The sequence below is a fragment of the Actibacterium naphthalenivorans genome, assembly GCF_014196965.1.
In the GTDB taxonomy this organism is placed as follows: Bacteria; Pseudomonadota; Alphaproteobacteria; order Rhodobacterales; family Rhodobacteraceae; genus Actibacterium_A; species Actibacterium_A naphthalenivorans.
Genome location: NZ_JACIEQ010000001.1, coordinates 1432029 through 1453492 on the forward strand (window position 1 = coordinate 1432029; position 21464 = coordinate 1453492).

The 21464-nt window shown below is 63.7% G+C and carries 21 protein-coding genes; 8 read left to right on the forward strand and 13 right to left on the reverse strand.

From position 1 onward, the window contains the following. Positions 1 to 23: 23 nt before the first annotated feature. Together rho and GGR17_RS07070 are read right to left on the reverse strand one after the other, a co-directional pair. Complete coding sequence (gene rho, locus GGR17_RS07065; RefSeq protein ID WP_037203784.1) at positions 24 to 1295, reverse strand: transcription termination factor Rho; 1272 nt, start codon at positions 1293 to 1295, stop codon at positions 24 to 26. Between the two features lie 130 nt (positions 1296 to 1425). Continuing rightward, positions 1426 to 1875, reverse strand: coding sequence for a CopD family protein (locus tag GGR17_RS07070; protein WP_054537546.1), 450 nt, complete (start codon positions 1873 to 1875; stop codon positions 1426 to 1428). Positions 1876 to 2300: 425 nt separating this feature from the next. Here GGR17_RS07070 and GGR17_RS07075 point away from each other — a divergent pair, with 425 nt between their 5' ends. Genes GGR17_RS07075 through dnaQ form a run of 4 tightly spaced genes read left to right on the forward strand, consistent with a single transcriptional unit; the run spans position 2301 to position 5020 of the window. Then, positions 2301 to 2900, forward strand: coding sequence for a Maf family protein (locus tag GGR17_RS07075; protein ID WP_054537545.1), 600 nt, complete (start codon positions 2301 to 2303; stop codon positions 2898 to 2900). Beyond that, positions 2897 to 3730 (forward strand): shikimate dehydrogenase, encoded by an 834-nt coding sequence (locus tag GGR17_RS07080; protein ID WP_054537544.1) that lies wholly within the window; start codon positions 2897 to 2899, stop codon positions 3728 to 3730. The genes GGR17_RS07075 and GGR17_RS07080 overlap by 4 nt, the downstream gene beginning before the upstream one ends. Further along, on the forward strand, positions 3727 to 4332 hold the full coding sequence (gene coaE, locus GGR17_RS07085; RefSeq protein WP_054537543.1) for a dephospho-CoA kinase: 606 nt from the start codon (positions 3727 to 3729) through the stop codon (positions 4330 to 4332). Before GGR17_RS07080 ends, coaE begins: the two co-directional genes overlap by 4 nt. Next, the gene (dnaQ, locus tag GGR17_RS07090; protein ID WP_054537542.1) at positions 4325 to 5020 is read left to right on the forward strand and encodes a DNA polymerase III subunit epsilon; all 696 of its coding nucleotides are present in this window, start codon (positions 4325 to 4327) and stop codon (positions 5018 to 5020) included. The genes coaE and dnaQ overlap by 8 nt, the downstream gene beginning before the upstream one ends. 3 nt (positions 5021 to 5023) lie before the next feature. Here the strand turns inward: dnaQ and secB are convergent, their stop codons facing one another. Both secB and GGR17_RS07100 read right to left on the reverse strand, forming a co-directional pair. Further along, complete coding sequence (gene secB, locus GGR17_RS07095; RefSeq protein WP_054537541.1) at positions 5024 to 5524, reverse strand: protein-export chaperone SecB; 501 nt, start codon at positions 5522 to 5524, stop codon at positions 5024 to 5026. A gap of 61 nt (positions 5525 to 5585) precedes the next feature. Next, a complete protein-coding gene (locus tag GGR17_RS07100) occupies positions 5586 to 6062 on the reverse strand; it encodes an FxsA family protein (protein ID WP_054537540.1) in 477 nt (158 codons plus the stop codon). A gap of 108 nt (positions 6063 to 6170) precedes the next feature. Between GGR17_RS07100 and GGR17_RS07105 the strand changes: the two genes are divergently transcribed. Genes GGR17_RS07105 through GGR17_RS07115 form a run of 3 tightly spaced genes read left to right on the forward strand, consistent with a single transcriptional unit; the run spans position 6171 to position 8455 of the window. Continuing rightward, positions 6171 to 6839: a Tim44/TimA family putative adaptor protein gene (locus tag GGR17_RS07105; RefSeq protein WP_054537539.1), complete on the forward strand. Its 669-nt coding sequence runs from the start codon at positions 6171 to 6173 to the stop codon at positions 6837 to 6839. After that, on the forward strand, positions 6836 to 7870 hold the full coding sequence (gene mltA / locus GGR17_RS07110) for a murein transglycosylase A (protein ID WP_054537538.1): 1035 nt from the start codon (positions 6836 to 6838) through the stop codon (positions 7868 to 7870). Before GGR17_RS07105 ends, mltA begins: the two co-directional genes overlap by 4 nt. 3 nt (positions 7871 to 7873) lie before the next feature. Beyond that, entirely contained in the window at positions 7874 to 8455 is a 582-nt protein-coding gene (locus GGR17_RS07115; protein WP_054537537.1) for a Smr/MutS family protein, read from the forward strand. An 8-nt stretch (positions 8456 to 8463) separates the two neighbouring features. On the opposite strand, the gene GGR17_RS07120 is transcribed toward GGR17_RS07115, so the two are convergent. The 3 genes from GGR17_RS07120 to hslV all read right to left on the reverse strand — a co-directional run bounded on the left by GGR17_RS07120 (position 8464) and on the right by hslV (position 11497). Beyond that, entirely contained in the window at positions 8464 to 9567 is a 1104-nt protein-coding gene (locus GGR17_RS07120; RefSeq protein WP_054537536.1) for an alpha/beta hydrolase, read from the reverse strand. A gap of 68 nt (positions 9568 to 9635) precedes the next feature. Beyond that, positions 9636 to 10943 carry an ATP-dependent protease ATPase subunit HslU gene (gene hslU, locus GGR17_RS07125; protein ID WP_054537535.1) on the reverse strand — a complete coding sequence of 436 codons (1308 nt, stop codon included), beginning with the start codon at positions 10941 to 10943 and terminating at the stop codon, positions 9636 to 9638. Then, complete coding sequence (hslV, locus tag GGR17_RS07130) at positions 10940 to 11497, reverse strand: ATP-dependent protease subunit HslV (RefSeq protein ID WP_037203816.1); 558 nt, start codon at positions 11495 to 11497, stop codon at positions 10940 to 10942. Before hslV ends, hslU begins: the two co-directional genes overlap by 4 nt. 26 nt (positions 11498 to 11523) lie before the next feature. Here hslV and GGR17_RS07135 point away from each other — a divergent pair, with 26 nt between their 5' ends. Further along, a complete protein-coding gene (locus GGR17_RS07135) occupies positions 11524 to 12507 on the forward strand; it encodes a glycosyltransferase family protein (protein WP_235974409.1) in 984 nt (327 codons plus the stop codon). A 56-nt stretch (positions 12508 to 12563) separates the two neighbouring features. Here the strand turns inward: GGR17_RS07135 and trxA are convergent, their stop codons facing one another. Genes trxA through tsaE form a run of 6 tightly spaced genes read right to left on the reverse strand, consistent with a single transcriptional unit; the run spans position 12564 to position 21455 of the window. Further along, positions 12564 to 12884, reverse strand: coding sequence for a thioredoxin (gene trxA, locus GGR17_RS07140; protein ID WP_037203817.1), 321 nt, complete (start codon positions 12882 to 12884; stop codon positions 12564 to 12566). Positions 12885 to 12941: 57 nt separating this feature from the next. Next, complete coding sequence (addA, locus tag GGR17_RS07145; RefSeq protein ID WP_054537533.1) at positions 12942 to 16325, reverse strand: double-strand break repair helicase AddA; 3384 nt, start codon at positions 16323 to 16325, stop codon at positions 12942 to 12944. Further along, entirely contained in the window at positions 16322 to 19255 is a 2934-nt protein-coding gene (gene addB / locus GGR17_RS07150; RefSeq protein WP_054537532.1) for a double-strand break repair protein AddB, read from the reverse strand. Before addB ends, addA begins: the two co-directional genes overlap by 4 nt. Beyond that, positions 19248 to 19946 (reverse strand): nucleotidyltransferase family protein, encoded by a 699-nt coding sequence (locus GGR17_RS07155; RefSeq protein WP_054537531.1) that lies wholly within the window; start codon positions 19944 to 19946, stop codon positions 19248 to 19250. Before GGR17_RS07155 ends, addB begins: the two co-directional genes overlap by 8 nt. Then, a complete protein-coding gene (locus GGR17_RS07160; protein ID WP_054537530.1) occupies positions 19922 to 20953 on the reverse strand; it encodes an aminoglycoside phosphotransferase family protein in 1032 nt (343 codons plus the stop codon). Before GGR17_RS07160 ends, GGR17_RS07155 begins: the two co-directional genes overlap by 25 nt. Beyond that, on the reverse strand, positions 20946 to 21455 hold the full coding sequence (gene tsaE, locus GGR17_RS07165) for a tRNA (adenosine(37)-N6)-threonylcarbamoyltransferase complex ATPase subunit type 1 TsaE (protein WP_054537529.1): 510 nt from the start codon (positions 21453 to 21455) through the stop codon (positions 20946 to 20948). Before tsaE ends, GGR17_RS07160 begins: the two co-directional genes overlap by 8 nt. Positions 21456 to 21464 lie beyond the last annotated feature (9 nt).

Sequence of the window (21464 nt, forward strand, 5' to 3'; positions counted from 1 at the left end):
AAACCCCTTTGACGGGCGACCCGTCAGGTGTTCATGGAGTCGAAGAATTCCGCGTTGCTTTTGGTTTGTTTCAGCTTGGAAATCAGGAACTCGATCGCATCCGTCGTGCCCATCGGGTTGAGGATCCGGCGCAGAACAAAGGTCTTTTGCAGATCGCCCTTGTCCACCAGAAGCTCTTCTTTCCGGGTGCCCGACTTGAGGATATCCATCGCCGGGAACACCCGCTTGTCGGCCACCTTGCGGTCCAGCACGATCTCGGAGTTGCCGGTGCCTTTGAATTCTTCAAAGATCACCTCGTCCATCCGGCTGCCGGTGTCGATCAGCGCGGTGGCGATGATGGTCAGGCTGCCGCCCTCTTCGATATTCCGCGCGGCACCGAAGAAACGCTTGGGCCGTTGCAGCGCGTTAGCATCGACGCCGCCGGTCAGAACCTTGCCGGACGACGGCACGACGGTGTTGTAGGCGCGGCCCAGGCGGGTGATCGAATCGAGCAGGATCACCACATCGCGCTTGTGCTCGACCAGGCGTTTGGCCTTTTCGATGACCATTTCGGAAACCGCCACATGGCGCGAGGCAGGTTCATCGAAGGTCGAGGAGATAACCTCGCCCTTCACGCTGCGCTGCATGTCCGTCACCTCTTCGGGGCGTTCATCGATCAGCAGGACGATCAGATAGCATTCCGGGTGGTTCTTCTCGATCGAGTTGGCGATGTTCTGAAGCAGAACCGTCTTACCCGTGCGCGGCGGCGCCACGATGAGCGAACGCTGGCCCTTGCCGATCGGCGCGACCAGATCGATGATCCGGGCCGAACGGTCCTTGATCGTCGGATCCTCGATTTCCATCTTCAGACGCTCGTCGGGATAGAGCGGCGTCAGGTTGTCGAAGTTGATCTTGTGCCGGGCTTTTTCCGGATCCTCGAAATTGATCTGCGTCACCTTGGTGATCGCGAAATAGCGCTCTGTCTCGCGCGGGGCCTGCATCACGCCTTCGACCGTGTCACCGGTGCGCAGGCTGTGCTGGCGGATCATCTCGGGCGACACATAGATGTCATCGGGGCCGGGCAGATAGTTCGCCTCGGGCGAGCGCAGGAAACCGAAGCCGTCCTGAAGCACCTCGAGCACGCCATCGCCGGAAATCTCCCACCCCTCTTCCGCGCGCTCCTTGAGGATGGAGAACATCATGTCTCCCTTGCGCATGGTCGAGGCGTTCTCGATCTCCAGCTCCTCGGCCATAGCGAGGAGATCCTTGGGGCTCTTGGCCTTAAGGTCGGACAGGTTGAGGCAATCTTGGGTCATGGAATAATGGAACTACGCTGTGACCCTGCGCAGTGATTGGCGGCAACGGGTCGGTCAAGTTTGGGAAATCGCGGGCAGGAACGCCCTTTCGGCGATGACATAAGGCCAGATGACCGCCGAGTCAACGAATTCAGAATTTAAGGACCACGGAAAAAACGATCACCAGCATCAAAAGCGTCGGCACCTCGTTCATCATCCGGTAATTTTTTCCGGTGAGGCTGTTCGTGCCGGATATGAAATCCTTGCGTCGAAGGCCAAGCCAATGATGAAACCAGGTCATCGCCAGAACAGACGCCCCCTTGGTGTAGGGCCAGACAGCCGACCAATCGACGATGCCGGGTGTGAAGACCAGCATCAGACCAAAGATCCAGACCGCGATCATCGACGGGTTCATGATGAAGCGCAGCAGCTTCATCTCCATGGTCTGGAACAGCGCGTCGGTCTCGGTTCCGGTTTCCACCTGCTCGGTATGATAGACGAACAGACGCGGCAGATAGAACAGCCCGGCCATCCAGGTCAGGACGGCGACGATATGTAAGGATTTCGTCCAGGGATAGATGCCCGCCAGAAAATCACCCATCGCTCGTATTTCTCCCCACCCTGATCGGTTCTTCCTTCTAAGATAAATAAAGAAGAAAAGAAAAGATGATGATTTAGTAGGGGCTGTGGATAGTGGGGATTATTGAGTCATCCCCGGTTTCGTTCACAGAAATCCGTGCCTGTGTATAACTGTGGGAGAAACTTGAAGAATCTTGAGAGAAGTAGATTTTTACTATATTTATCAGATAGTTATTTTTAACCAAAGTTAATTCTTCTGTGAGTAAAATTGCGCGAAATCGCCGAGACGCTGCGTTTTCCCGCGCGCATTTCCAGGATTTCCCCATGGGATGACCGCCTTGTATCGCTTGACAAAACCGGGTGAGATTTACCAAGTCGGCCGGAATGTGGGGATTTCCCCAATCCCGTCCTCTTCTTCTTCGTGGGACAGTCCACAGGGTTTTCAACATGGTGCAAACTGTCATCCTCGCGTCCGGCTCGGAAATTCGTCAGGCGCTGCTGCGGCAGGCCGGGGTCGAGTTCGAGGTGCAGCCTGCCCGCATCGACGAAGAGGCGATCCGCGCGGCGCTGGAGGCCGAAAGCGCGACGGCCCGCGACGTGGCCGATACGCTGGCCGAATTCAAGGCGCGCAAGATCAGCGAAAAACAGCCCGACGCGCTGGTGATCGGCTGTGATCAGGTGTTGGCGCTCAACGGGCGCATCCTGTCGAAAGCCGCCGATCCGGGCGATGCCCGCCGTCAGCTTCAAGAGTTGCGCGGCAATCGCCACCATCTGCTGTCGGCAGTGGTGATCTGCGAGGCCGGCAAACCGCTCTGGCGGCATGTGGGAGAGGTGCGCCTGACGATGCGCGGGTTTTCCGACACATATCTGGATGATTATCTCGCCCGGAACTGGCACAGTGTGAAGCATGCCGTGGGATGCTATAAGCTCGAGGAAGAAGGCGTTCGCCTGTTCTCTCGTATCGAAGGAGATTATTTTAACGTGCTTGGCCTGCCTCTTCTTGAACTTCTTTCCTATCTGACCACCCGCGGGACGTTGCAGGCATGACCGACAAGATACCGCTTGCCGGTGTCATCGGATCGCCGGTGGCGCATTCGAAATCACCGAAGCTGCAGAACTATTGGCTGAAGAAATACGGTATCGCCGGATATTACATTCCGATGGATGTTGCGCAGAGCGATCTGAAAGAGGCGCTGCAGGCGCTGCCCAAGCTTGGGTTTGTCGGCGTCAATGTCACGATCCCCCATAAAGAGCAGGCGTTGAAACTGTCCGATGTGGTGACGGATCGCGCGGCGCTGATTGGCGCGGCGAATACGCTGATCTTTCGCAAGGACGGAAAGATCCACGCCGATAACACGGATGGCTACGGGTTTCTGGAAAACCTTCGCCAGGGCGCGCCGCATTGGGTTGCGTCGGCCGGGCCGGCGGCGGTGTTCGGCGCGGGCGGCGCATCGCGGGCCGTTGTCGCCGCGCTTGCCGAGGCCGGAGCGACGGAAATCCGGCTGACCAACAGAACCCGCGCCAGGGCAGAGGCGATCCGGGCGGAATTCGGGCCCAAGATCACGGTGTACGACTGGGTGCAGGCCGGCGACATGATCGACGGCGCGGCGACGGTTGTGAACACGACATCGCTGGGCATGGTCGGCAAGCCGGAATTCAAGGTTTCCCTAGCCGCCCTGTCGCCCGACGCGGTGGTGACGGATCTGGTCTATGCGCCGCTGCGCACCGCCTTTCTGGAACAGGCCGAAGCGGCGGGATGCACGATCGTCGACGGGCTGGGGATGCTGCTGTTTCAGGCCACACCGGGGTTCGAGCGCTGGTTCGGCAAGCGCCCCGAGGTGGATGAAGAAACCCGCGCGGTCATTCTGGAACCATGAGCGGGCGGCCGTTCATCATCGGGCTGACCGGTTCCATCGGCATGGGCAAATCCACCACCGCGAAGATGTTCGCCGAGGCCGGGATCGCGGTCTGGGATGCGGATGCGGCGGTTCACAGGCTTTATGGCTTCGGCGGTGCGGCGGTGCCGGCAATCTCCGTGCTTCGACCCGAAGCGGTGATTGACGGCGCGGTCAGCCGCGAGGCGCTGAAGGCCTGGATCGCCGAGGATGGCACCGCGCTGGCAAAGATCGAGAACGTTGTTCATCCGCTGGTTGCCGCGGATCGCCGGGCCTTCATCGCGGGGCATGGCGCGGGGGATATCGTGCTGCTCGACGTGCCGCTTTTGTTCGAGATTGGCGGCGACCGGGATATCGATGCGATTGTCGTTGTGTCGGTGCCCGAGGATATTCAACATGCCCGCGTCATGGCACGGCCCGGCATGACGGAGGCGCATCTCAAAACCATTCTTGCCAAGCAGGTGCCCGATGCCGAAAAACGGGCCAGGGCCGATTACGTGATCGAAACCCTGACGCCGGAGGGTGCGCGGGCGGCCGTTCTTGCGGTGATCGAGGATATCAGGGGGAAGATGCGGAATGCGTGAAATCGTTCTGGACACTGAAACAACGGGGTTCGAACCCGGACAGGGCGACCGGATCGTCGAGATCGGCGCGGTGGAGCTGTGGAACCATCTGCCGACCGGCAAGACCTATCACCAATATATCAACCCCGAACGCATGATGCCGAAAGAGGCGTTCGAGGTGCACGGGCTGGGCGATGATTTTCTGCGCGACAAGCCGGTGTTCCGCCATATCGGGCAGGCGTTCCTTGATTTCGTGGGCGACGCCAAGCTGGTGATCCACAACGCGGCCTTCGACATGAAATTCCTGAATGCCGAGCTGGGCTGGATCAACCTGCCTACCCTGCCCTGGGATCAGGCGATCGATACGCTGGCCATCGCGCGCAAACGGTTTCCCGGCTCTCCCGCGTCGCTGGATGCGCTGTGCCGCCGGTTCGGCATCGACAATTCCGCGCGGGAAAAGCATGGCGCGCTGCTCGATTCCGAAATTCTGGCAGAGGTCTATCTGGAGCTGGTCGGCGGGCGTCAGCCGGATTTCGCGCTGGGCACGTCTTCGGCGGATCGTTCCGAAGCGGGCGGCGGGCAGGATGAATGGCGGCCAAAGCCACGCCCGTCGCCCCTGCCCGGCCGGATAACCGAGGCCGAAACCGCCGCCCATACCGCCTTTGTCGAGACGATGGGCGACGGCGCGCTTTGGAAGAAGTTCGGCTGAGGCCTAGTTGGCCGGCTGCGCGGTTTTCTGCGCTTCGGCCCGGCGGGCAATTTCCTGGCGGTAGAGCGCCACGAAATCCACCATCTCCAGGTTCAGCGGCGGGAAGCCGCCATCGCGGGTAAGATCGCTCACGATCCGGCGCACGAAGGGGAACAGCATCCGCGGGCATTCGATCAGCAGGAACGGATGAAGCTGATCTTCCGGTACATTCTCGATATGGAAGATACCGGCATATTCGAGTTCGATCAGGAACAGCGGCGCGTTGTCGGACTTGTTGGTCGAACGCACGGTGAACTTGGTGATCACCTCGAACTGATGATCCACGGGGCGCTTTTTGGCATCGAGGGCGACCTGAACCTGAATATCGGGCGTCACCTCTCCGGTCACGCCTTTCTGCATCAGGAAGTTTTCAAACGACATGTCGCGGATGAACTGGCCCAGGATCTGCATCTTGGGCTGTGCGGCCGCTGCCGGCTCTGCGCCGTTTTTGGCGGTCTCGGTCATGGTTGGCTCCGGATTGGGTTTCGGCTCTCGCGCCGGTGCTTAGCAGGAAGCCGCAAGTGCCTCAATGCTGCGTCCAGCCGGAACTGCCGTTAATTGGCGGATTGTCCTTGCGGACCTCTTCATATTCGCCGTCGATCACATCGCGGGAGGCGTTGCCCGGGCGCGGCGCCGGCCCGGTTGTGAATGTCTGAACCTGCACCCGCGCGCCGACCCAGCGGTAGGCCAGCGCCCGGAACGCCGGGATCAGCAGCAAAAAGCCGAACGAATCGGTGAAAAACCCTGGCGTCAGAAGCAACGCGCCAGCCAGCAGGATCATCGCGCCATGGGCAAGTGGCTCTGTCGGGTCGCGCAGCTCGTTGAACGACGAACGGATCTGCCCCATCGCCAGCGCCCCCTGATTTCGCATCAGCGAAGTGCCCAGAATGGCCGTCAGCACCACGATGGCAAGTGTCGGCCACAGCCCGATAAGCCCGCCGACCTGAACGAACAGCGCGATCTCGATCAGCGGTATTGTCAGAAAAAGCACGAAAAGCCACATGGCAAACCCTCTCACGTCACTGGGTGGCCGGTAGACTTGACCATCCCCCTGCCCTACATATGTGCGTTAAAGACCTGTTACCAACCCCCCGTGCAAGACGAGGCTTATATGAACTCCGCCATCATCCAACTTCTGGTTCTGGCCGGGATTGCCGTTTTTCTCATTCTGCGCCTGCGTTCCACGCTCGGAACGCGCGAAGGATTTGAAAAGCCGCCTGTCCCGATGCAAGGCCCGTCGAACAGCAAGACGTCGGCCCGCCGGGAGTTCGAGGTGATCGAAGGTGGCGTCGATACCGATATCACCGACCATGTCGAAGACGGCACCGAGGCGGCGAAAGCGCTGGCCGCGATGAAGCTGACGGAACCGGGCTTCAACGTCACGGAATTTCTGTCGGGCGCCCGCGGCGCCTATGAGATGATCCTGATGGCCTATGAGAATGGCGATCTGAGTCAGGTCAAACCGTTCCTGTCTTCTGATGTTCATGAAAGCTTCGCCCATGGCATCGCCATCCGCGAGGCGAAGAACCTGTCGGTCGAGGCGAATTTCGTCGGCGTGCGCGAGCTTGCGCTTCAGGATGCGCATTTCGCCCGTGATACCAACGAGGCCGAGTTGACGGTCAAGTTCGTGGGCGAGCTGACGTCGGTGGTGCGCGACCAGGATGGCAATATCGTCGAGGGCAACCCGAACGAGATCAAGCGCCAGCGCGATGTCTGGACCTTCGCCAGGGTGATGGGCGCCAATGATCCGAACTGGCAGCTGGTGGCAACGGGGGGATGATCCGTGGCCTGCGGGCTGTTGCCGCTGCGGCGGCCCTGGCGATGATCACGCCGGGCGGAGCCTTGGGCGCATCGGCCGAAATTCTTCGGTTCGACGATCTCGAAGGCTGGGCAACGGATGATCACGCGCAGGCCCTTTCTGTTTTTCTGGAAACCTGCCCGGATCTGGACCCTGTCGACTGGGGCCCGCTTTGTGCTCTGGCGCAGGCGCGGCCCGCCGCGAAATCCTTTTTCGAAATCTTCTTTCGCCCGGTTCTGATCGGCGGCGGCGAGCCGGCGCTGTTCACCGGATATTTCGAACCGGAACTGGAGGGCGCCCGCCACCCCGGTGGCCGTTTCCGCACGCCGCTTTACCGCAAACCGCCCGAACTGCCCGAGGGCGAGGCCTGGGTCAGCCGCGCCGAGCTTGAGGATCAGGGCCTTTTGCAGGGGCGCGGTCTGGAAATCGCCTGGGTCGATGACCCGGTGGAAGCATTCTTTCTTCAGATCCAGGGCTCCGGCCGCATCCGGTTGCGGGATGGCACGGCGATCCGGGTCGGCTATGGCGGCTCCAACGGGCATAAATATCAATCCATCGGCGCCGAGCTGGTGCGCCGGGGAATCTACCAGCCGCACCAGGTTTCGGCGCAGGTGATCCGCAATTGGGTAAAGCGGAACCCGTTGGATGGGCGCAATCTTCTGCGCCACAATCCGTCTTTCGTGTTCTTTCGGGTGGTGCGCGGCGTGCCCGCCGAAAAAGGCCCGCTCGGGGCGATGAACCGCTCCATCAGCCCGATGCGGACTGTGGCGGTGGATCCGGCCTTTACCCCGCTGGGTGCGCCGGTCTGGATTGAAAAGGCGGGCAAGGATCCGCTGCGGCGGCTGATGATCGCGCAGGATACGGGATCGGCCATCAAGGGGCCGCAGCGCGCGGATATTTTCTATGGCACGGGGGATGCCGCCGGCCGCAAGGCGGGCCATGTGCGCGATCCGGGCCGCATGGTCGTGCTGTTGCCGATCGACAAGGCGCTTGCGCTGGTGCCGGGGGGCTGAGCGGTGCAGCGTCGCCCGCCGCGAGGCCTGAGCGCCGAGGAACGCGCCCTTTGGCAAAAGGTCACCGAGACCGCGGTTCCGATGCATCCCGACCATCCCCGGAAAGTCACGAAAGACGCCAAACAGCCGCGGCCATCACATCAACCGGGCGAGGCACCGCCGCGCTTCAGGATCGGGCAAAAGGCCGCGCAAACGGCCCCTGCCCACCCGGCCGCGCCCGATCCGGCGCACGCGCCGGTGCGGATGGATCGCAAGAGCTTTGACCGCATGAAGCGCGGCAAGCTGTCGCCCGAAGCGCGGATCGACTTGCACGGGATGACCGTTGCGCAGGCGCATCCGGCGCTGACATCGTTCATCCTGCGCGCCCATGCAGATGGAAAACGTCTGGTGCTGGTGATCACCGGCAAGGGCAAGCGGGCCGAGGATGACGGGCCCATCCCGGTGCGGCGCGGTGTTCTGAAGCATCAGGTGCCGCATTGGCTGACCTCGCCGCCGCTTGGCAGCGCGGTGCTGCAGATCACGCCGGCCCATGCCAAACATGGCGGCACCGGGGCCTATTACGTCTATCTCAAGCGCCAGCGCTGAGTTTCGGGCTATTGCGCCAGCGAGGTGATGGGCGACAGCACGATTTCGGTGGCCTGCTGCACGGTCAGCACGGTGCCCTGAACAAGCCCGGTCTGCCCCGAGGTATCGCCCTTGATCAGCGTTTCCAGGGCCTTTTGCTTACCCAGAATGCTGATCAGCGCGGGCGAGGATCCGATCGTGAAATGCCCGAGATCCCGGACCCCGGAGAACCCGGTGACATCCACGATCGTCACGTTCAGATCGGCGAATTTCTCGATGCTTCGGACGTTGCCGAGCCGGTTGCGTTCGCCCGTCAGCCGGGCCGAAAGATCCAGCACCCGGTCACGTTCCGACACGATCACGACGAAGGGCTCGGGCAGCCGCCCGATCCGCGCGGCCTGCGCCCGGAACAGATTGACGTCGATATCCGGAGCAAGCAGAACGACGGAATCGACGGTGCGGTGAAGCTCGGCTGGTGAGCGGATGGCCATCTGCCGCAGGGTTTCCATCGTCACCTGCGCGCCCATGGAATGCCCGACCAACAGAATGTTGTCGGCCCCCGCGCGCCGTACCTCGGTTATCAGCTCTTCCAGCCCGTCGCGCGCGAACAGCGCGCTGTCACGGTCATAGGCATAGGCGACCGGGTTGGCGCGCGACGGCCAGGTATAGGTTATCGAGACCGCATCAATATCGAAGTCATGATCAAGCTGCGCCGCGCGAAACACCCCTTCGGCGAAATTGGTGTTGAACCCGTGCACGAATATCACCGCTTCACGTTTGCCCACCGGCCGTTTGCGGAATTCATGCGAAAGCGCGCTGCGAAAGGTTTTCGGATCGCCGAAAAACTGGCTGGACGACAGCGCGAAGTGCTTTTCGGGATCTGGGTTGCCGGAAACCTCCATCCGGCCGACCTTGTGCTCTGGCGGAACCGAAACCGAAACCTCGCCATAGGTCGGCATGAGCGCGCGGCCGATCCCCTCCGGCCGGTTCTTTTCAGAGGTGCGCGTGCTGCCGTAGTAAACCTTGACGGTATCGCCGATTTCCGCGGCCTCGGGCACCAGCATGGTGCCCGGGCGCGGTGTACAGGCGGCCAGCATTATGCTGGCGCAGAGAAACATGAAAACCTTGTTCATAAGTCCTGTAACCTGCCGCTCGTTGCACGACGGATACGACAAGCAGGGGCTTCATGCCACCCCGAATATTACAGAACGTAGCGGCTCATATCGGCGGATTTCAGAAGCTCGCCGAGATTCTGATCGACAAAACCGGCGTCAACCGTGACGGTATCGCCCGATCTGTCGGGCGCGGTAAAGCTGAGTTCTTCGAACACGCGTTCCATCACCGTGTAAAGGCGGCGCGCCCCGATATTCTCGATGCTCTGGTTCACCTCCGCCGCGATCCGGGCCAGCGCGGCGATGCCATCATCAGTGAAGCTGACGGTCACCTCTTCTGTGTTCATCAGCGCGGTATATTGCCGGGTCAGCGCATTGTCGGTCTCTGTCAGGATGCGCACGAAATCACCCTCGGTCAGGGCGCGCAGTTCCACCCGGATCGGCAGCCGGCCCTGAAGCTCGGGCAGCAGATCCGACGGTTTGGCGATGTGAAACGCGCCCGAGGCAATGAACAGGATATGGTCGGTCTTGACCGGCCCGTATTTGGTGGAAACCGTCGTGCCCTCGATCAGCGGCAGCAGGTCGCGCTGCACCCCTTCGCGGCTGACATCGGCGCCGCGCGCATCCGACCGGGCGCAGACCTTGTCGATCTCGTCGAGAAACACGATGCCGTTTTCCTGAACCGATTCCAGCGCCGCGCGATTGACGGTTTCGTCATCCAGGATCTTGTCGGCCTCTTCGCCGATCAAAAGCTCATAGCTGTCGACAACGCTCATCTTGCGCTTCACGGTGCGCCCGCCGAAGGCTTTGCCGAAAATGTCGCCGAGATTCATCATGCCCATGTTCTGGCCGGGCTGGCCGGGGATCTCGAACATCGGCATCGGGTTGGAGGTGTCGGCCACCTCCAGCTCGATCACGGTGTCGTCCAGCTCTCCGCGCTTGAGCTTGCCGCGGAACATTTCGCGCGTCTGCTCGCGGGCGTCCTTGCCGGTAAGCGCCTCGATCACCCGGTCTTCGGCGGCCTGATGCGCGGCGGCCTTGACGTCTTCGCGCATTTGCTCGCGGGTCTGGGCGATGGCGCTGTCCACCAGATCGCGGATGATTTGTTCCACGTCACGGCCGACATAACCGACCTCGGTGAATTTTGTTGCCTCGACCTTGATGAAAGGCGCCCGGGCCAGCTTTGCAAGGCGGCGGCTGATCTCGGTTTTGCCGACGCCGGTGGGGCCGATCATCAGGATGTTTTTCGGATACACCTCGTCGCGCAGGTCCGCGCCAAGCTGTTTGCGCCGCCAGCGGTTGCGCAGGGCCACGGCCACGGCGCGCTTGGCGTCTGCCTGTCCGATGATGAACCGGTCGAGTTCCGAAACAATTTCGCGGGGGGTAAGGTCGGTCATTTGGAGATTTTCTCTACCGTCAGATGTCCATTTGTGTACACGCAGATATCGGCGGCGATGGCCATTGCCTTGCGTGCGATCTCTTCGCCGGAAAGCTCGGTTTCCATCAGCCCGCGCGCGGCGGCGAGGGCATAGTTGCCGCCAGAGCCGATGGCGGCCACGTCATGCTCGGGCTCCAGCACATCGCCCGCGCCGGTGATCACATAGATCTCGGCCCCGTCGCTGACGATCAGCATCGCCTCCAGCTTTTGCAGATATTTGTCGGTGCGCCAGTCCTTGGCCAGTTCGACCGCGGCGCGCTGAAGCTGGCCCGGCGTCGCCTCCAGCTTGGCCTCCAGCCGTTCCAGCAGGGTAAAGGCATCGGCGGTCGATCCGGCGAAGCCTGCCACCACGTCATATCCGCCGGGCGACAGCCGGCGCACCTTGCGCGCGGTGCCCTTGATCACGGTCTGGCCCAGGCTGACCTGCCCGTCACCGGCGATCACCACCTCGTCCCCGCGTTTCACACCCAGGATCGTGGTGCCATGCCAGCCGGGAAAATCACTCTCTGCCATCGGGGCCTCCTTTGCTTGGGGGTTATATGGCCACGGGTGCCGGGGCGCACAACCCGTTTCGCTTGTCGGCCCGTCAGGCGGGCTCTACCCTGACCGCGATGGCGAAGGTGAAAACGGTCGGGATCTATCTGGAGAACGGGCTGCGCGAAAGCGCGGTGGCCGGGCGGCACAATTTTCTGAACCGGGTGAGCGCGGCGCTGGCCTCTTGCGGCGTTGCCGTGGAATACCACCCCGCCACCGGGGCCGCGCGGCAGCGATCGGCCGATCACCCCGGCCATGCCCTGTTTCACATGGACGACCCGCTTCACAATCGCGCGCTCAGCTTTCGGCGCGCCTATTTCTATCCGTTCTGGACAATCGAACCGACCGCGCGCCGGTGGGAGTTTCACGCCGCCCGGACCCGGTTCGATCCCGATCGCATCGACCCGGAACAGGCGCGCCGCCTTGTCAGCCGTCACCGCGAAAGACAGTTCCCGGGTGCCGAGCCGGGCGATGACGGGTTCATCTATGTGCCCCTGCAAGGGATCCTGAGCCGCCAGCGCAGCTTTCAAAGCTGCAGCCCGCTGGACATGATCGCGCAGACCGCGCGGCGTTTCCCGGACCGCCCCGTTATCGCAACGCTGCACCCTCGTGAAACCTATACGCCGCAGGATCACGCGGCGCTGGCCGATCTTCAGGCGGCGCATCCCAACCTGGAGCTTCGCAGCGGCGGGATGCAGGCGCTTCTGCCCCGCTGCCGCATGGTGGTGACGCAGAATTCCTCTGTCGCGTTTTCGGGGTATTTCTTTGAAAAGCCCGCCGTGCTGTTCGGCCGGATCGATTTTCACCATATCGCGGCCAATGTCGGGCAGCTCGGCGCGGGCCGCGCGTTTGACATGGCCGGGCAGATGCGCCCGGATTACGCGCGCTATCTGTTCTGGTTTCTACAGCGGATGGCGATCAACGCGGGCCGCCCGGAAGCCGAGGAAAAGATACTGCGGGCGCTGCGGCGGGGTGGCTGGGATCTGTGAGCGCAGCAAACGAAAAGGGGCGCCGAAGCGCCCCGAATTCGCGATGATACATCAGCTCAGATCGATTCTTCGATCCAGCCTTTCAGCGCGGCCTTGGGCGCGGCGCCGATCTTGTTGGATACAACCTGGCCATCCTTGAACAGGAACAGCGCGGGGATGCCGCGCACGCCCATCTGGGCCGGGCTGTCGGGGTTTTCGTCAACGTTTACCTTGACGATCTTGACCTTGCCTTCCATCTCGGCGGCGATCTCTTCAAGCGCGGGGCCGATCTGTTTGCAGGGGCCGCACCACTCGGCCCAGAAATCCACCACGACGGGGATGTCGGAGGCCTTTACTTCATCGTCGAACGTGGCATCGGTAACGGGAACGGTTGCCATGAGTGTTCTCCTTGGAATCTCGGTTGCCCTGAAAACTATGGAGCCACCCGGGCCCCGTCAAGATGTCGTCGCCCGGCCAAGCGCAGAAGCAACAAGTTGTGATGGCAGGGGCATCAGCTCTGCGCTGCGCGTCCACAGGATAGCGGTTTCCACGATTTTGTCCGGATAGATCCGCGCCAGCGCCGCCGCATAGGCGCCCATCTGCCGAAGGATGCCTTCGGGCACGTCTTCGGGCCGCTTCGGCACCAGCGCGTTGGATTTGTAATCCACCGCCAGAACGCGGTCGGCTCCGACGATCAGCCGGTCGATGGCACCCTGAATACGCCTTCCGTCAAGCTCGGGAAGCGCGGCGGTGATCTCGACCTCTGTGAGCGCGCTTTCGACAAACAGAGTGGCCAGCGCCGGCGCGGTCAGAACAGTCTCTGTTTCCGCCAAAATCGCGGCCAACTCCTCTGGCGCGCAGGGCGTTTCATCGCCTGACAGCAAGGTCTCGGCGGTGTCGCGCCAGACGGCACGGTCGAAGGCGGGAAGGTGTTCCAGCAACAGATGCAGGCGTGTGCCGCGCAGCTTCGCCGCCTCCTCGCTCAGCCCGGCCGCCTCGCCCGCGACGATCTTGGCCCCGCCCAGATCGGAGGGCGACAGCGGCGCGGGCGGCTTTTCCGGTACGGCCGCGCGCTGGCGGGCCCAGAGCGGCAAGGCCGGCGCGGGTGGTTCGGTTTCGTCGGCGGCGCCGACGCCGGCCATATGCCAATCGCCGGTTTCCAGCCGCAGCCCGTCGCCAAAGGGAAAACGGAAGACACCCGCCCCGGCGCGGGTCATCCCCGCCTTGATCTGATCGTACCAGCTTTCGCCCTTGCCAAGATCGCCGGCGGCGCAGGTGATCAGCCATTGTTCGGCTCGGGTCATGGCGACGTAGAGCAGCCGCTGCCGTTCCTCTTCCTGCCGGGCGATCAGATGGTCGCGGGCCTCTGTGATCATCTGCGGGCTGTCGTCTTTTCCGGTCTTCCAAAGCGGCAGACCGCCGGGGCCTTGCAGCACCTCATCCTGAACCCGGACGTCGCGCTTGCCGGTGTCGGGCAGGATGACGATCGGCGCCTCCAGCCCCTTGGAGCCATGAACGGTCATCACGCGTATGCGGTTGCCCGCACTGTCAAGCTGGCGCTTGATCTCGACCTCGTCACGGGCCAGCCAGCTTAGAAAACCCGTCAGGCTCGGCACCTCCATCCGCTCGTAGGCCAGCGCCTGCGACAGCAGCGCGTCGATACCATCCTCGGCCTCTTCGCCCAGCCGCGCGATCAGCCGCCGCCGCCCGTCATAGCGGGTTAGGATGCGTTCGATCAGATCATAGGGGCGCAGGAAATCGGCGTCGCCCATCAGGGCGTCGAGCATCGAAAACGTCTCTGTATAACCGTCTTTCCGGTTTCGGAGCGTGGCCCAAAGGTATTTCTCGGCCCGTCCGGCGGACAGATCATAGATTGCGCTCTCGTCCCAGCCGAACAATGGCGAGCGCAGCGCGCAGGCCAGCGAAAGGCTGTCTTCCGGCGTGGCGAGGAAGGACAGAAGCGCGCTCAGATCCTTGACCGCCAGCTCGCCGCCGATCTTCAGACGGTCGGCCCCGGCGATGGGCAGGCCCTCGGCCTTGCAGGCACGGATGATCTCGTGAAACAGGCCAGAGCGTCGCTGCACCAGGATCAGGAAATCCCCGGCGCGCACCGGGCGGCGCCGGCTCTCGCCGCCCTCCTCTTCCCACAGGGTTTCGCCGCTTTGGATCATCCGGCCGATTTCAGCGGCCACGCGTGCGGCAAGACGCACAGTGTGATGTTCCGGCGCGGGCGTATCGACCGGATCGGTCCAGTGCGGCTTTTCCGGGTCGGGCGATTTGTCGATCACCGGCCACAGATCCACCCGGCCCGGCATCTGGTCGCGGAACGCGCGATGCGTCACCTCATTGCCGAGACCCTTGCGCGCATTTTCCTGAAAGGTGCAATCCACCGTTCGCAGGATCGCCCCCGACGACCGGAACGAAAACTCGAGCAGCAGTTCCTGCAGCGGGTCCGCGACATCCTGCAACCTGCCGGAAAACTGATCGCGCATCCGGTCGAACCCGTCGGGATCGGCGCCCTGGAAGGAATAGATCGACTGTTTCTTGTCTCCGACCACGAAGATCGTGCGGCGAACGTCCGCCCGCGCGCCCTTGCCAGAGGTGATTTCCTGCGCCAGCAGGTCGATAATTTCCCATTGCACGGGGCTGGTATCCTGCGCCTCGTCCACCAGAATGTGGTCGATGCCGCCGTCCAGCCGGTACAGCACCCATTCGGCGACGCCGGGATCGGTCAGCAGGTCACGCGCCTTGAGGATCAGATCGTCGAAATCGAGCCATCCGTGGCGCAGTTTCGCCGCCGCGTATTCGGGCAGAAACTCTGCGGCGAACCGGTGCAGGGCCAGCGTCTTTTCCGCCGCCGCCAGCGCCACCCGCCGTTCACGCGCCGCCTCGACACGCGCCATGAGAGCATCGAGCTCGGGCATGATATCCGGGCAAGCCGCCTGCGTTGCCTTGGTCGGAAAAGAGCCGATCTTTGCCGAATAGGGCGATTTCGCGCCGCGTCCCGTCAGAAACATACCTTCGAGCAGGGCAAGCGCCTGATGATCGAGAGCGCCGCCGCCCAGAGCGGCAAGCTTGTCGGCCGCCTTCACGTCATTGGCAGAGCCACCGCGCAAGGCCGCGATCAGCCGGGCAATCAACGCCGCCTCGCCGCCAAGGAAAACCGCGCGGTTCAACTCACCCGCGGAATAGCCGGGCGGCAGGCCGAACTGCGCCCAGATCGCGGCTGCATCGGCAGCGCCGGGGAACAGGTTGCGGTGTTTGGCGATCTCTTCGGTCAGCCGGGCGAGATCATCGCCGGTATACCATCGCGCGATCCCGTCAAAGGCCACCGGGTTGGGGCCGTCGGCAAGCGTTTCAACGATCTCTTCGCGCAGGTGCCGCGCGGCGCGGTCATCCATTTCGACAAACTGCGGCGAAACGCCGGCCTCTAGCGGGAAACGCCGCAAAAGAGAGGCACAGAAGGAATGGATGGTCTGAATCTTCAGCCCGCCGGGGGTTTCGATGGCACGCGCGAACAGCCGCCGCGCCCGGCGCAGCACATCATCATCAAGGCTCTGATCCGTCCCGAGCGTGCGCAGTTTGCGCCGCAGCGCATCCTCTTCGAGCATCGCCCATTCGCCCAGCCGCCGGAACAACCGGTTCTGCATCTCGCTGGCGGCGGCCTTGGTATAGGTCAGGCACAGGATGTGCTGCGGCAGCACCTCGCTCAGCAACAGCCGCGCCACCCGGTCGGTCAGCACCCGGGTCTTGCCGGAGCCCGCATTTGCCGACAACCAGGTCGAGGTATCGGGGTCGGCCGCCTGCACCTGCCGTTCCGTTGCCGCGTCGCGGATCATCGGCCCACCTCCACCGGCTGCGGCGCCTGGCTTTCGTCCCATTCGCCGTAGCGCGAGAGGTGATCGTAATCGGTAACCTCTTCGCGACTGAAGATGACCCGCCGCGCGGTATATCCCTGATCACGGGCGTGGTATTTTTCGATCAGCGCGGCAAGATCGGCCCATGTCTCATCCACAAGCCCGTTTTCCAGCGCGTTGACAACGATCTTCGGCGAGGCGCCAAGCCCGATATAGGCGACATGATCCACCGGCGCGGGCGCCAGCCCTTCGAACCCGCCGCGTTCGGCCATCGCGGCTTCCAGCAAAAGCTGTTTGTCCAGCTCTTTCATCTGTGCCAGCGTCGGCGGCGTCCCGGTCTTGTAGTCGTAGATGACCAGCCGCCCGTCATCGCGCTGGTCGATCCGGTCAGCCTCGGCGGTCAGCATGAAACCATCGGGCAGGTGAACCGCGCCTTTGCGCTCGAGCGCGATCCAATGCGCCTGGGCCTGCCGCTCGGCCTCTCCGGTCAGGAACCAGTCCGCCACCCGCGCCAGCCGCGCCCGCCACATCCGCCGCGCGGCGGGCCAGGGCGCATCGCTTTGGAACACCTCGTCGGCAATGGCCAGAAGATCGGCCTTGGCCTGCGCCGGGTCCGGGTTCACGCCGCCCCGCAACAGCCGTTCGAACACCTTGTGCAGGATGGTGCCGCGCAGCGGGGCGTCGGGTTCCTGCCACAGGGGGTCAAGCGGGTTCAGGTTCAGCACATAGCGCGCGTAAATCGCATAGGGATCGCGGATAAGCGTCTGAATCCGGGTGACGGAGAGCCGGTTTGGCCGAACGGGCACCGGCGGGCGCGGCGAGGGGCGCGGTGCGGGATCCCGCCGCGCTTCCGGCTCTTCCAGCGTGGTGGCCAGCGCGAGCCATTCGCGCCCGCGTGCCCGCATCTGCGCCAGCGCCTCTGCACCGTTCTGGCCGGAAAGACCGTTCAGCAGGTTGGTCAGCCGGTTCAGCCAGCGCGAGGGAACGGTCTCTGCCTCGGCATCGCGGATGGCGCGTGTCAGGAACACTTCGGGCGCGGCGATGGCCTGTTGAAAATCATGTGCGGCCAGGCCGATACGGCGTTCCGGCAACAATAGCCCCACGTCGCGCCGCATCTCGCGGTTCAGCCATGGATCGGGCGGCGGCATCGCGGGCCAGCTTCCTTCGTTCAGCCCGCCGAGAATAACCAGATCGGCCCCCTGCACCCGCGCCTCCAGCGTGCCCCAGAACATGATCCTCGGGTGCGGCTGGATCGGGTCATGCACCTCATAGCGGTTCAGGACCGAACGGAACAGGTCGCCATAATCACCGGGGGTCAGCGTGCCGCCATGGGGGGCCTCGGCGACGAGATCGGCGACGGCCTTCTGCGCTTCTTTTCCGGCGGGTTTGTCCCACAAATCGCCCGAACCGGCGGCATCGGCGCCGGCCGCCAGCGCCTCGGCAAGGGTCTGGTGATGGGCGATGTGATCGCAGAGCGGCCGGGGCCCGATATCGGCGAGACCGTCGAGCAGCCCCGCCAGCCAGCGCGCCCAATCCGCGCGGCCATCGGTGCCCGCCTCGGCCCAGCGAATGAGATCGCTGCCCAGCGGAAACGGCAGCCCGACGCGGCGGACATGCAGCTCCAGCTCGCGCGTCCACAGAAGATGCGGGCCGCGCAACCCCTTGGACGAACTTGTCAGCGGATGTTTGAGCAGCGCCAGCAGCGCCTCGGCCGTGAGCCGCTGACCGAAAAGCGCCGCGACGTGGCGCAGGAAACGCCCCGGCGCCGAAAGCTGAAGCGGCAACCCGGCGCTATCATCCGGTTCGATCCCCCAGCGATCAAGCGCGGCGGTCACCTGCCGGGTCAGCATCCGGTCGGGCGTGATCAGCGCGGCGGTCACGCCGTCTTCGGCCGCCTGGCGCAGGCGCAGCGCAATCGACAGCGCCTCGGCCCGTGGCGAGGGCGCCTCGATCAGGGTCATCCGCGCCGTTGCGGTATCGACCCCGTGCAGATTGCGCCCCTCATCAAGCCATTGATCGGTAACCGGCGCAGGGCGCAGCGCAAGCGAAATCAGGCGGTTTCGTGTCGGATTCGCCGGGCGGGCCGTATCGTTCCAACAGCGCACGTCCGCAGGCTTCGTGCCCATCGCCTCTGTCAGCTTGCGGAACCGGAACTGGGGATGATCCTCGGCCGTCATCGCATCATCCATGGCAGACCAGACGCTTTCGGGCTGATCGAAATCGAACCCGGGCAGCACCACCGCCCCCTGCGGCAGCCGCGCCACGGCTTCCATGAAAAGCGCGGTCGCCCCGCGCGACCCGGTGGAGCCGGCGACGATCACCGGATGCGAGGGCGGCGCGACCTGCCAAAGCCGGGCCAGACGTTCCGCGGCCAGCCTGCTGTGTGCCTCCTTGTCCAGCGCATCGTCGCCGAAGAAGCGGTCGACGATCGAAAGGAAACGGCGTGTCCGTTCCCAATGGGCGGAGAGATGCGACAGGTCGAGCTCTTGCAGGGCCCTGGGCGGAACGCCTTCGCCCTGCATTTCGTCCATCAGCGCGGCAAGGCTGTCGGAAAGATCATAGATCGCGGCGCTGGGCGCAAGATCGGGCTGGCGCTGCAACAGCCCCGCCACAAGCTGGCTGAGTTCAAGCCGCCGGCGCAGCGCGGAGACCGGTGGCGGCAGATCGGCCATCGTGGCGCCCTGCCCCAGTTCGCTGACAAGGCGGATACGCGGCAGCAGGCGCGGCGGGCCTTCGGCGAACAGGGCGATCAGCCGGCGCTGCATCCGCCGCGTGTTCACATAGATTTCGACCCGGGCCCAGTCTTCCGGCGGATGCTCGGACAGTCTCTGTTCCAGCCCGATCAGTAATTCGCGCGGAAAGTCCGTTCCGGGCGGCAGGCCAAAGATCCGGGGGCCGGGCCGGTCAAACATTGCCGGGCTCTGACAGCATGGCCTCGGCAAGGGGTATCCCTTCGGGCGTGCCCACATCGCACCATCCGCCGTCGTGAACGACGCCGAAAATCCGTTCGTCCAGCAGCATGGCATCCCACAGCAGGTTCAGCGAAAACGCCTCTTCCGGCACGGTTTTCAACCCTTCGGTGCGGATGATCTGGGCGCCGGTATAGATCAGCCCCGGCCCGCGCGTCAGATGCCCGCCCTCGCCCAGCATGAAATCACCCGCGCCGGAATGGCCCACGGCCCGTTCGCGCGGCGCCAGCAGCAGCAGCGCATCCATGCGCGCCGGATCCCAGGCGTTTGCAAGCTGTGCCAGCGCATTTGCGCCGGTCCAGACGGCATCGGTGTTCAGCGTGAAAACCGGCCCGTCCCCCAGCAGCGGCAGCGCCTTGCGAAGCCCGCCGCCGGTGTCGAGGATCTCGGGCTGCTCATCCGAGATCGCGATATCGGTGCGGCCTTCGAGATGCGTCTTTACCTGTTCGGCCTTGTAATGCGTGTTCACGACCACCCGCCGCACCCCGGCCCCCGCCGCCTGTGCCAGCGCGTGGTCGATCAGGGGGCGCCCGCCAACCTGGATCAGCGGCTTCGGGCATTCGGCTGTCAGCATCCCCATGCGGGTGCCGAAGCCTGCCGCGAACAGCATCAGTGCGTCGGGGCTGTCATGCATTTTTCCCTGATCCTTTGTGATATCGCCGCCGTCACCGGCGGAAGCAGCGTTTCGACCTTCCGGCGCAGCGGTGCAAGCCCCGGATGCGCAAGATCGTTCATCAGATGCGCCCAGACCCGCGGCAACAGATCTATATAGTGCGGCTTGCCATCCCGCACGCAAAGCCGGGCAAAAACGCCGATGATGCGCAGGTTGCGCTGGGCGCCAAGCGCGGCAAAAGCCATGCGGAACCGCGCCTCGTCCTGCCCCGTGGCGGTGATATAGCGCGTCAGCATTGCGGCCTGCAATGCGGGGGGCACGTCGCGGCGCGCGTCTTCGAGCAGGGATACCAGATCATAGGCCGGGTGCCCGGCCATCGCATCCTGAAAATCGAGAAGCCCGACCCGCGCGATGCCCTCCCGCTGTGGCAGCCAAAGCAGGTTTTCGGCATGATAGTCGCGCTGAATCAACACTGGTGTGAAGGGTTCCATTGCGGCCAGAATCGTCTCGAACACAGCGCAAAACGCGTCTCTTTCGGCCAGACTGACAGGCGCGCCGGTTGCGGCGGGAACATACCAGTCCAGCGCGAGCGCGGCCAGATTGGCCATGGTCGGCGGGTCGTAAACCGCAAGATCACCTGGCGTGGTATGCTGGTGGAGTGCGACCAGAAGATCGGTCGCGGCGGTGTAAAGCTGCTCTTCGATCTGCGGCGCGGCCGGTATCGCGCGGGCGAAGAGATCGTCGCCCAGATCCTCGAGCAGAAGAAATCCGGCGGTCGCATCTTCGGCCAGAATCCGCGGGGCGCTCAACCCGAGCGAGGTCAGGTGGCGCGCCACCCGAATGAAGGGCCGGACATCCTCGCCCTTGTCCGGCGGGGCATCCATCAGCACAGCGCGGGTACCGGAAACCGGATCGGTCAGCCGGTCATACCTGCGGTTCGACGCGTCCCCGGCAAGCACATCGCGCCGGGCCGCGCCCCATCCGGCCGCTGCGACGAAAGCCGTTGCAAGTGCTTGCCGGTCAGTCATTCGCATTCGCCTTTAGCAGGGGGCTCAGCCGTTCGTGCCAGTGCGGGTCGGTGGCGGTGATGCAGACATGGCGGGCGTCGGGCGCCTCTGCCTGCGAAAACCGCAGGTGCAGCGCGTTCGGCGGGGCAAGATCGCCCAGCCGGTCGGGCCATTCGACGAGGCAGATGGCGGTTTCGAACGCCTCTTCGAGCCCAAGCTCCAGCACCTCGTCGACATGGGTCAGGCGGTAAAGATCGCTGTGCCAGATTTCCAGCCCGCCGGCATCGTAGGTTTGCACCAGCGTGAAGGTCGGTGAGGGAACATCCTCGACCGTGCCCGCGCGGGCCAGCAGAAACTGGATAAGGGCGCGCGCGAAATGGGTCTTTCCGGCGCCGATCGGACCTTCCAGAAGCAACACATCGCCGGGGGCCAGAACCGGCGCGATCCGCTGCGCGAGATTGGCCGTCGCCGCCTCGGAACCGAGGGTCAGGTTGGTGGAAAACGGCGCGGGACTGTCAGACATGGCGCCAGT

Bases quoted from the DNA above. Each gene is read 5' to 3' on its own strand.
- coaE (WP_054537543.1), top strand. From the start codon at position 3,727: ATGAGCGGGCGGCCGTTCATCATCGGGCTGACCGGTTCCATCGGCATG.
- addB (WP_054537532.1), bottom strand. From the start codon at position 19,255: ATGTTTGACCGGCCCGGCCCCCGGATCTTTGGCCTGCCGCCCGGAACG.
- GGR17_RS07080 (WP_054537544.1), top strand. From the start codon at position 2,897: ATGACCGACAAGATACCGCTTGCCGGTGTCATCGGATCGCCGGTGGCG.
- GGR17_RS07100 (WP_054537540.1), bottom strand. From the start codon at position 6,062: ATGTGGCTTTTCGTGCTTTTTCTGACAATACCGCTGATCGAGATCGCG.
- GGR17_RS07135 (WP_235974409.1), top strand. From the start codon at position 11,524: ATGGCCACGGGTGCCGGGGCGCACAACCCGTTTCGCTTGTCGGCCCGT.
- GGR17_RS07155 (WP_054537531.1), bottom strand. From the start codon at position 19,946: ATGCATGACAGCCCCGACGCACTGATGCTGTTCGCGGCAGGCTTCGGC.
- mltA (WP_054537538.1), top strand. From the start codon at position 6,836: ATGATCCGTGGCCTGCGGGCTGTTGCCGCTGCGGCGGCCCTGGCGATG.
- GGR17_RS07160 (WP_054537530.1), bottom strand. From the start codon at position 20,953: ATGACTGACCGGCAAGCACTTGCAACGGCTTTCGTCGCAGCGGCCGGA.
- dnaQ (WP_054537542.1), top strand. From the start codon at position 4,325: ATGCGTGAAATCGTTCTGGACACTGAAACAACGGGGTTCGAACCCGGA.
- trxA (WP_037203817.1), bottom strand. From the start codon at position 12,884: ATGGCAACCGTTCCCGTTACCGATGCCACGTTCGACGATGAAGTAAAG.
- GGR17_RS07120 (WP_054537536.1), bottom strand. From the start codon at position 9,567: ATGAACAAGGTTTTCATGTTTCTCTGCGCCAGCATAATGCTGGCCGCC.
- tsaE (WP_054537529.1), bottom strand. From the start codon at position 21,455: ATGTCTGACAGTCCCGCGCCGTTTTCCACCAACCTGACCCTCGGTTCC.
- secB (WP_054537541.1), bottom strand. From the start codon at position 5,524: ATGACCGAGACCGCCAAAAACGGCGCAGAGCCGGCAGCGGCCGCACAG.
- GGR17_RS07105 (WP_054537539.1), top strand. From the start codon at position 6,171: ATGAACTCCGCCATCATCCAACTTCTGGTTCTGGCCGGGATTGCCGTT.
- hslU (WP_054537535.1), bottom strand. From the start codon at position 10,943: ATGACCGACCTTACCCCCCGCGAAATTGTTTCGGAACTCGACCGGTTC.
- addA (WP_054537533.1), bottom strand. From the start codon at position 16,325: ATGATCCGCGACGCGGCAACGGAACGGCAGGTGCAGGCGGCCGACCCC.
- GGR17_RS07070 (WP_054537546.1), bottom strand. From the start codon at position 1,875: ATGGGTGATTTTCTGGCGGGCATCTATCCCTGGACGAAATCCTTACAT.
- GGR17_RS07075 (WP_054537545.1), top strand. From the start codon at position 2,301: ATGGTGCAAACTGTCATCCTCGCGTCCGGCTCGGAAATTCGTCAGGCG.
- rho (WP_037203784.1), bottom strand. From the start codon at position 1,295: ATGACCCAAGATTGCCTCAACCTGTCCGACCTTAAGGCCAAGAGCCCC.
- hslV (WP_037203816.1), bottom strand. From the start codon at position 11,497: ATGGCAGAGAGTGATTTTCCCGGCTGGCATGGCACCACGATCCTGGGT.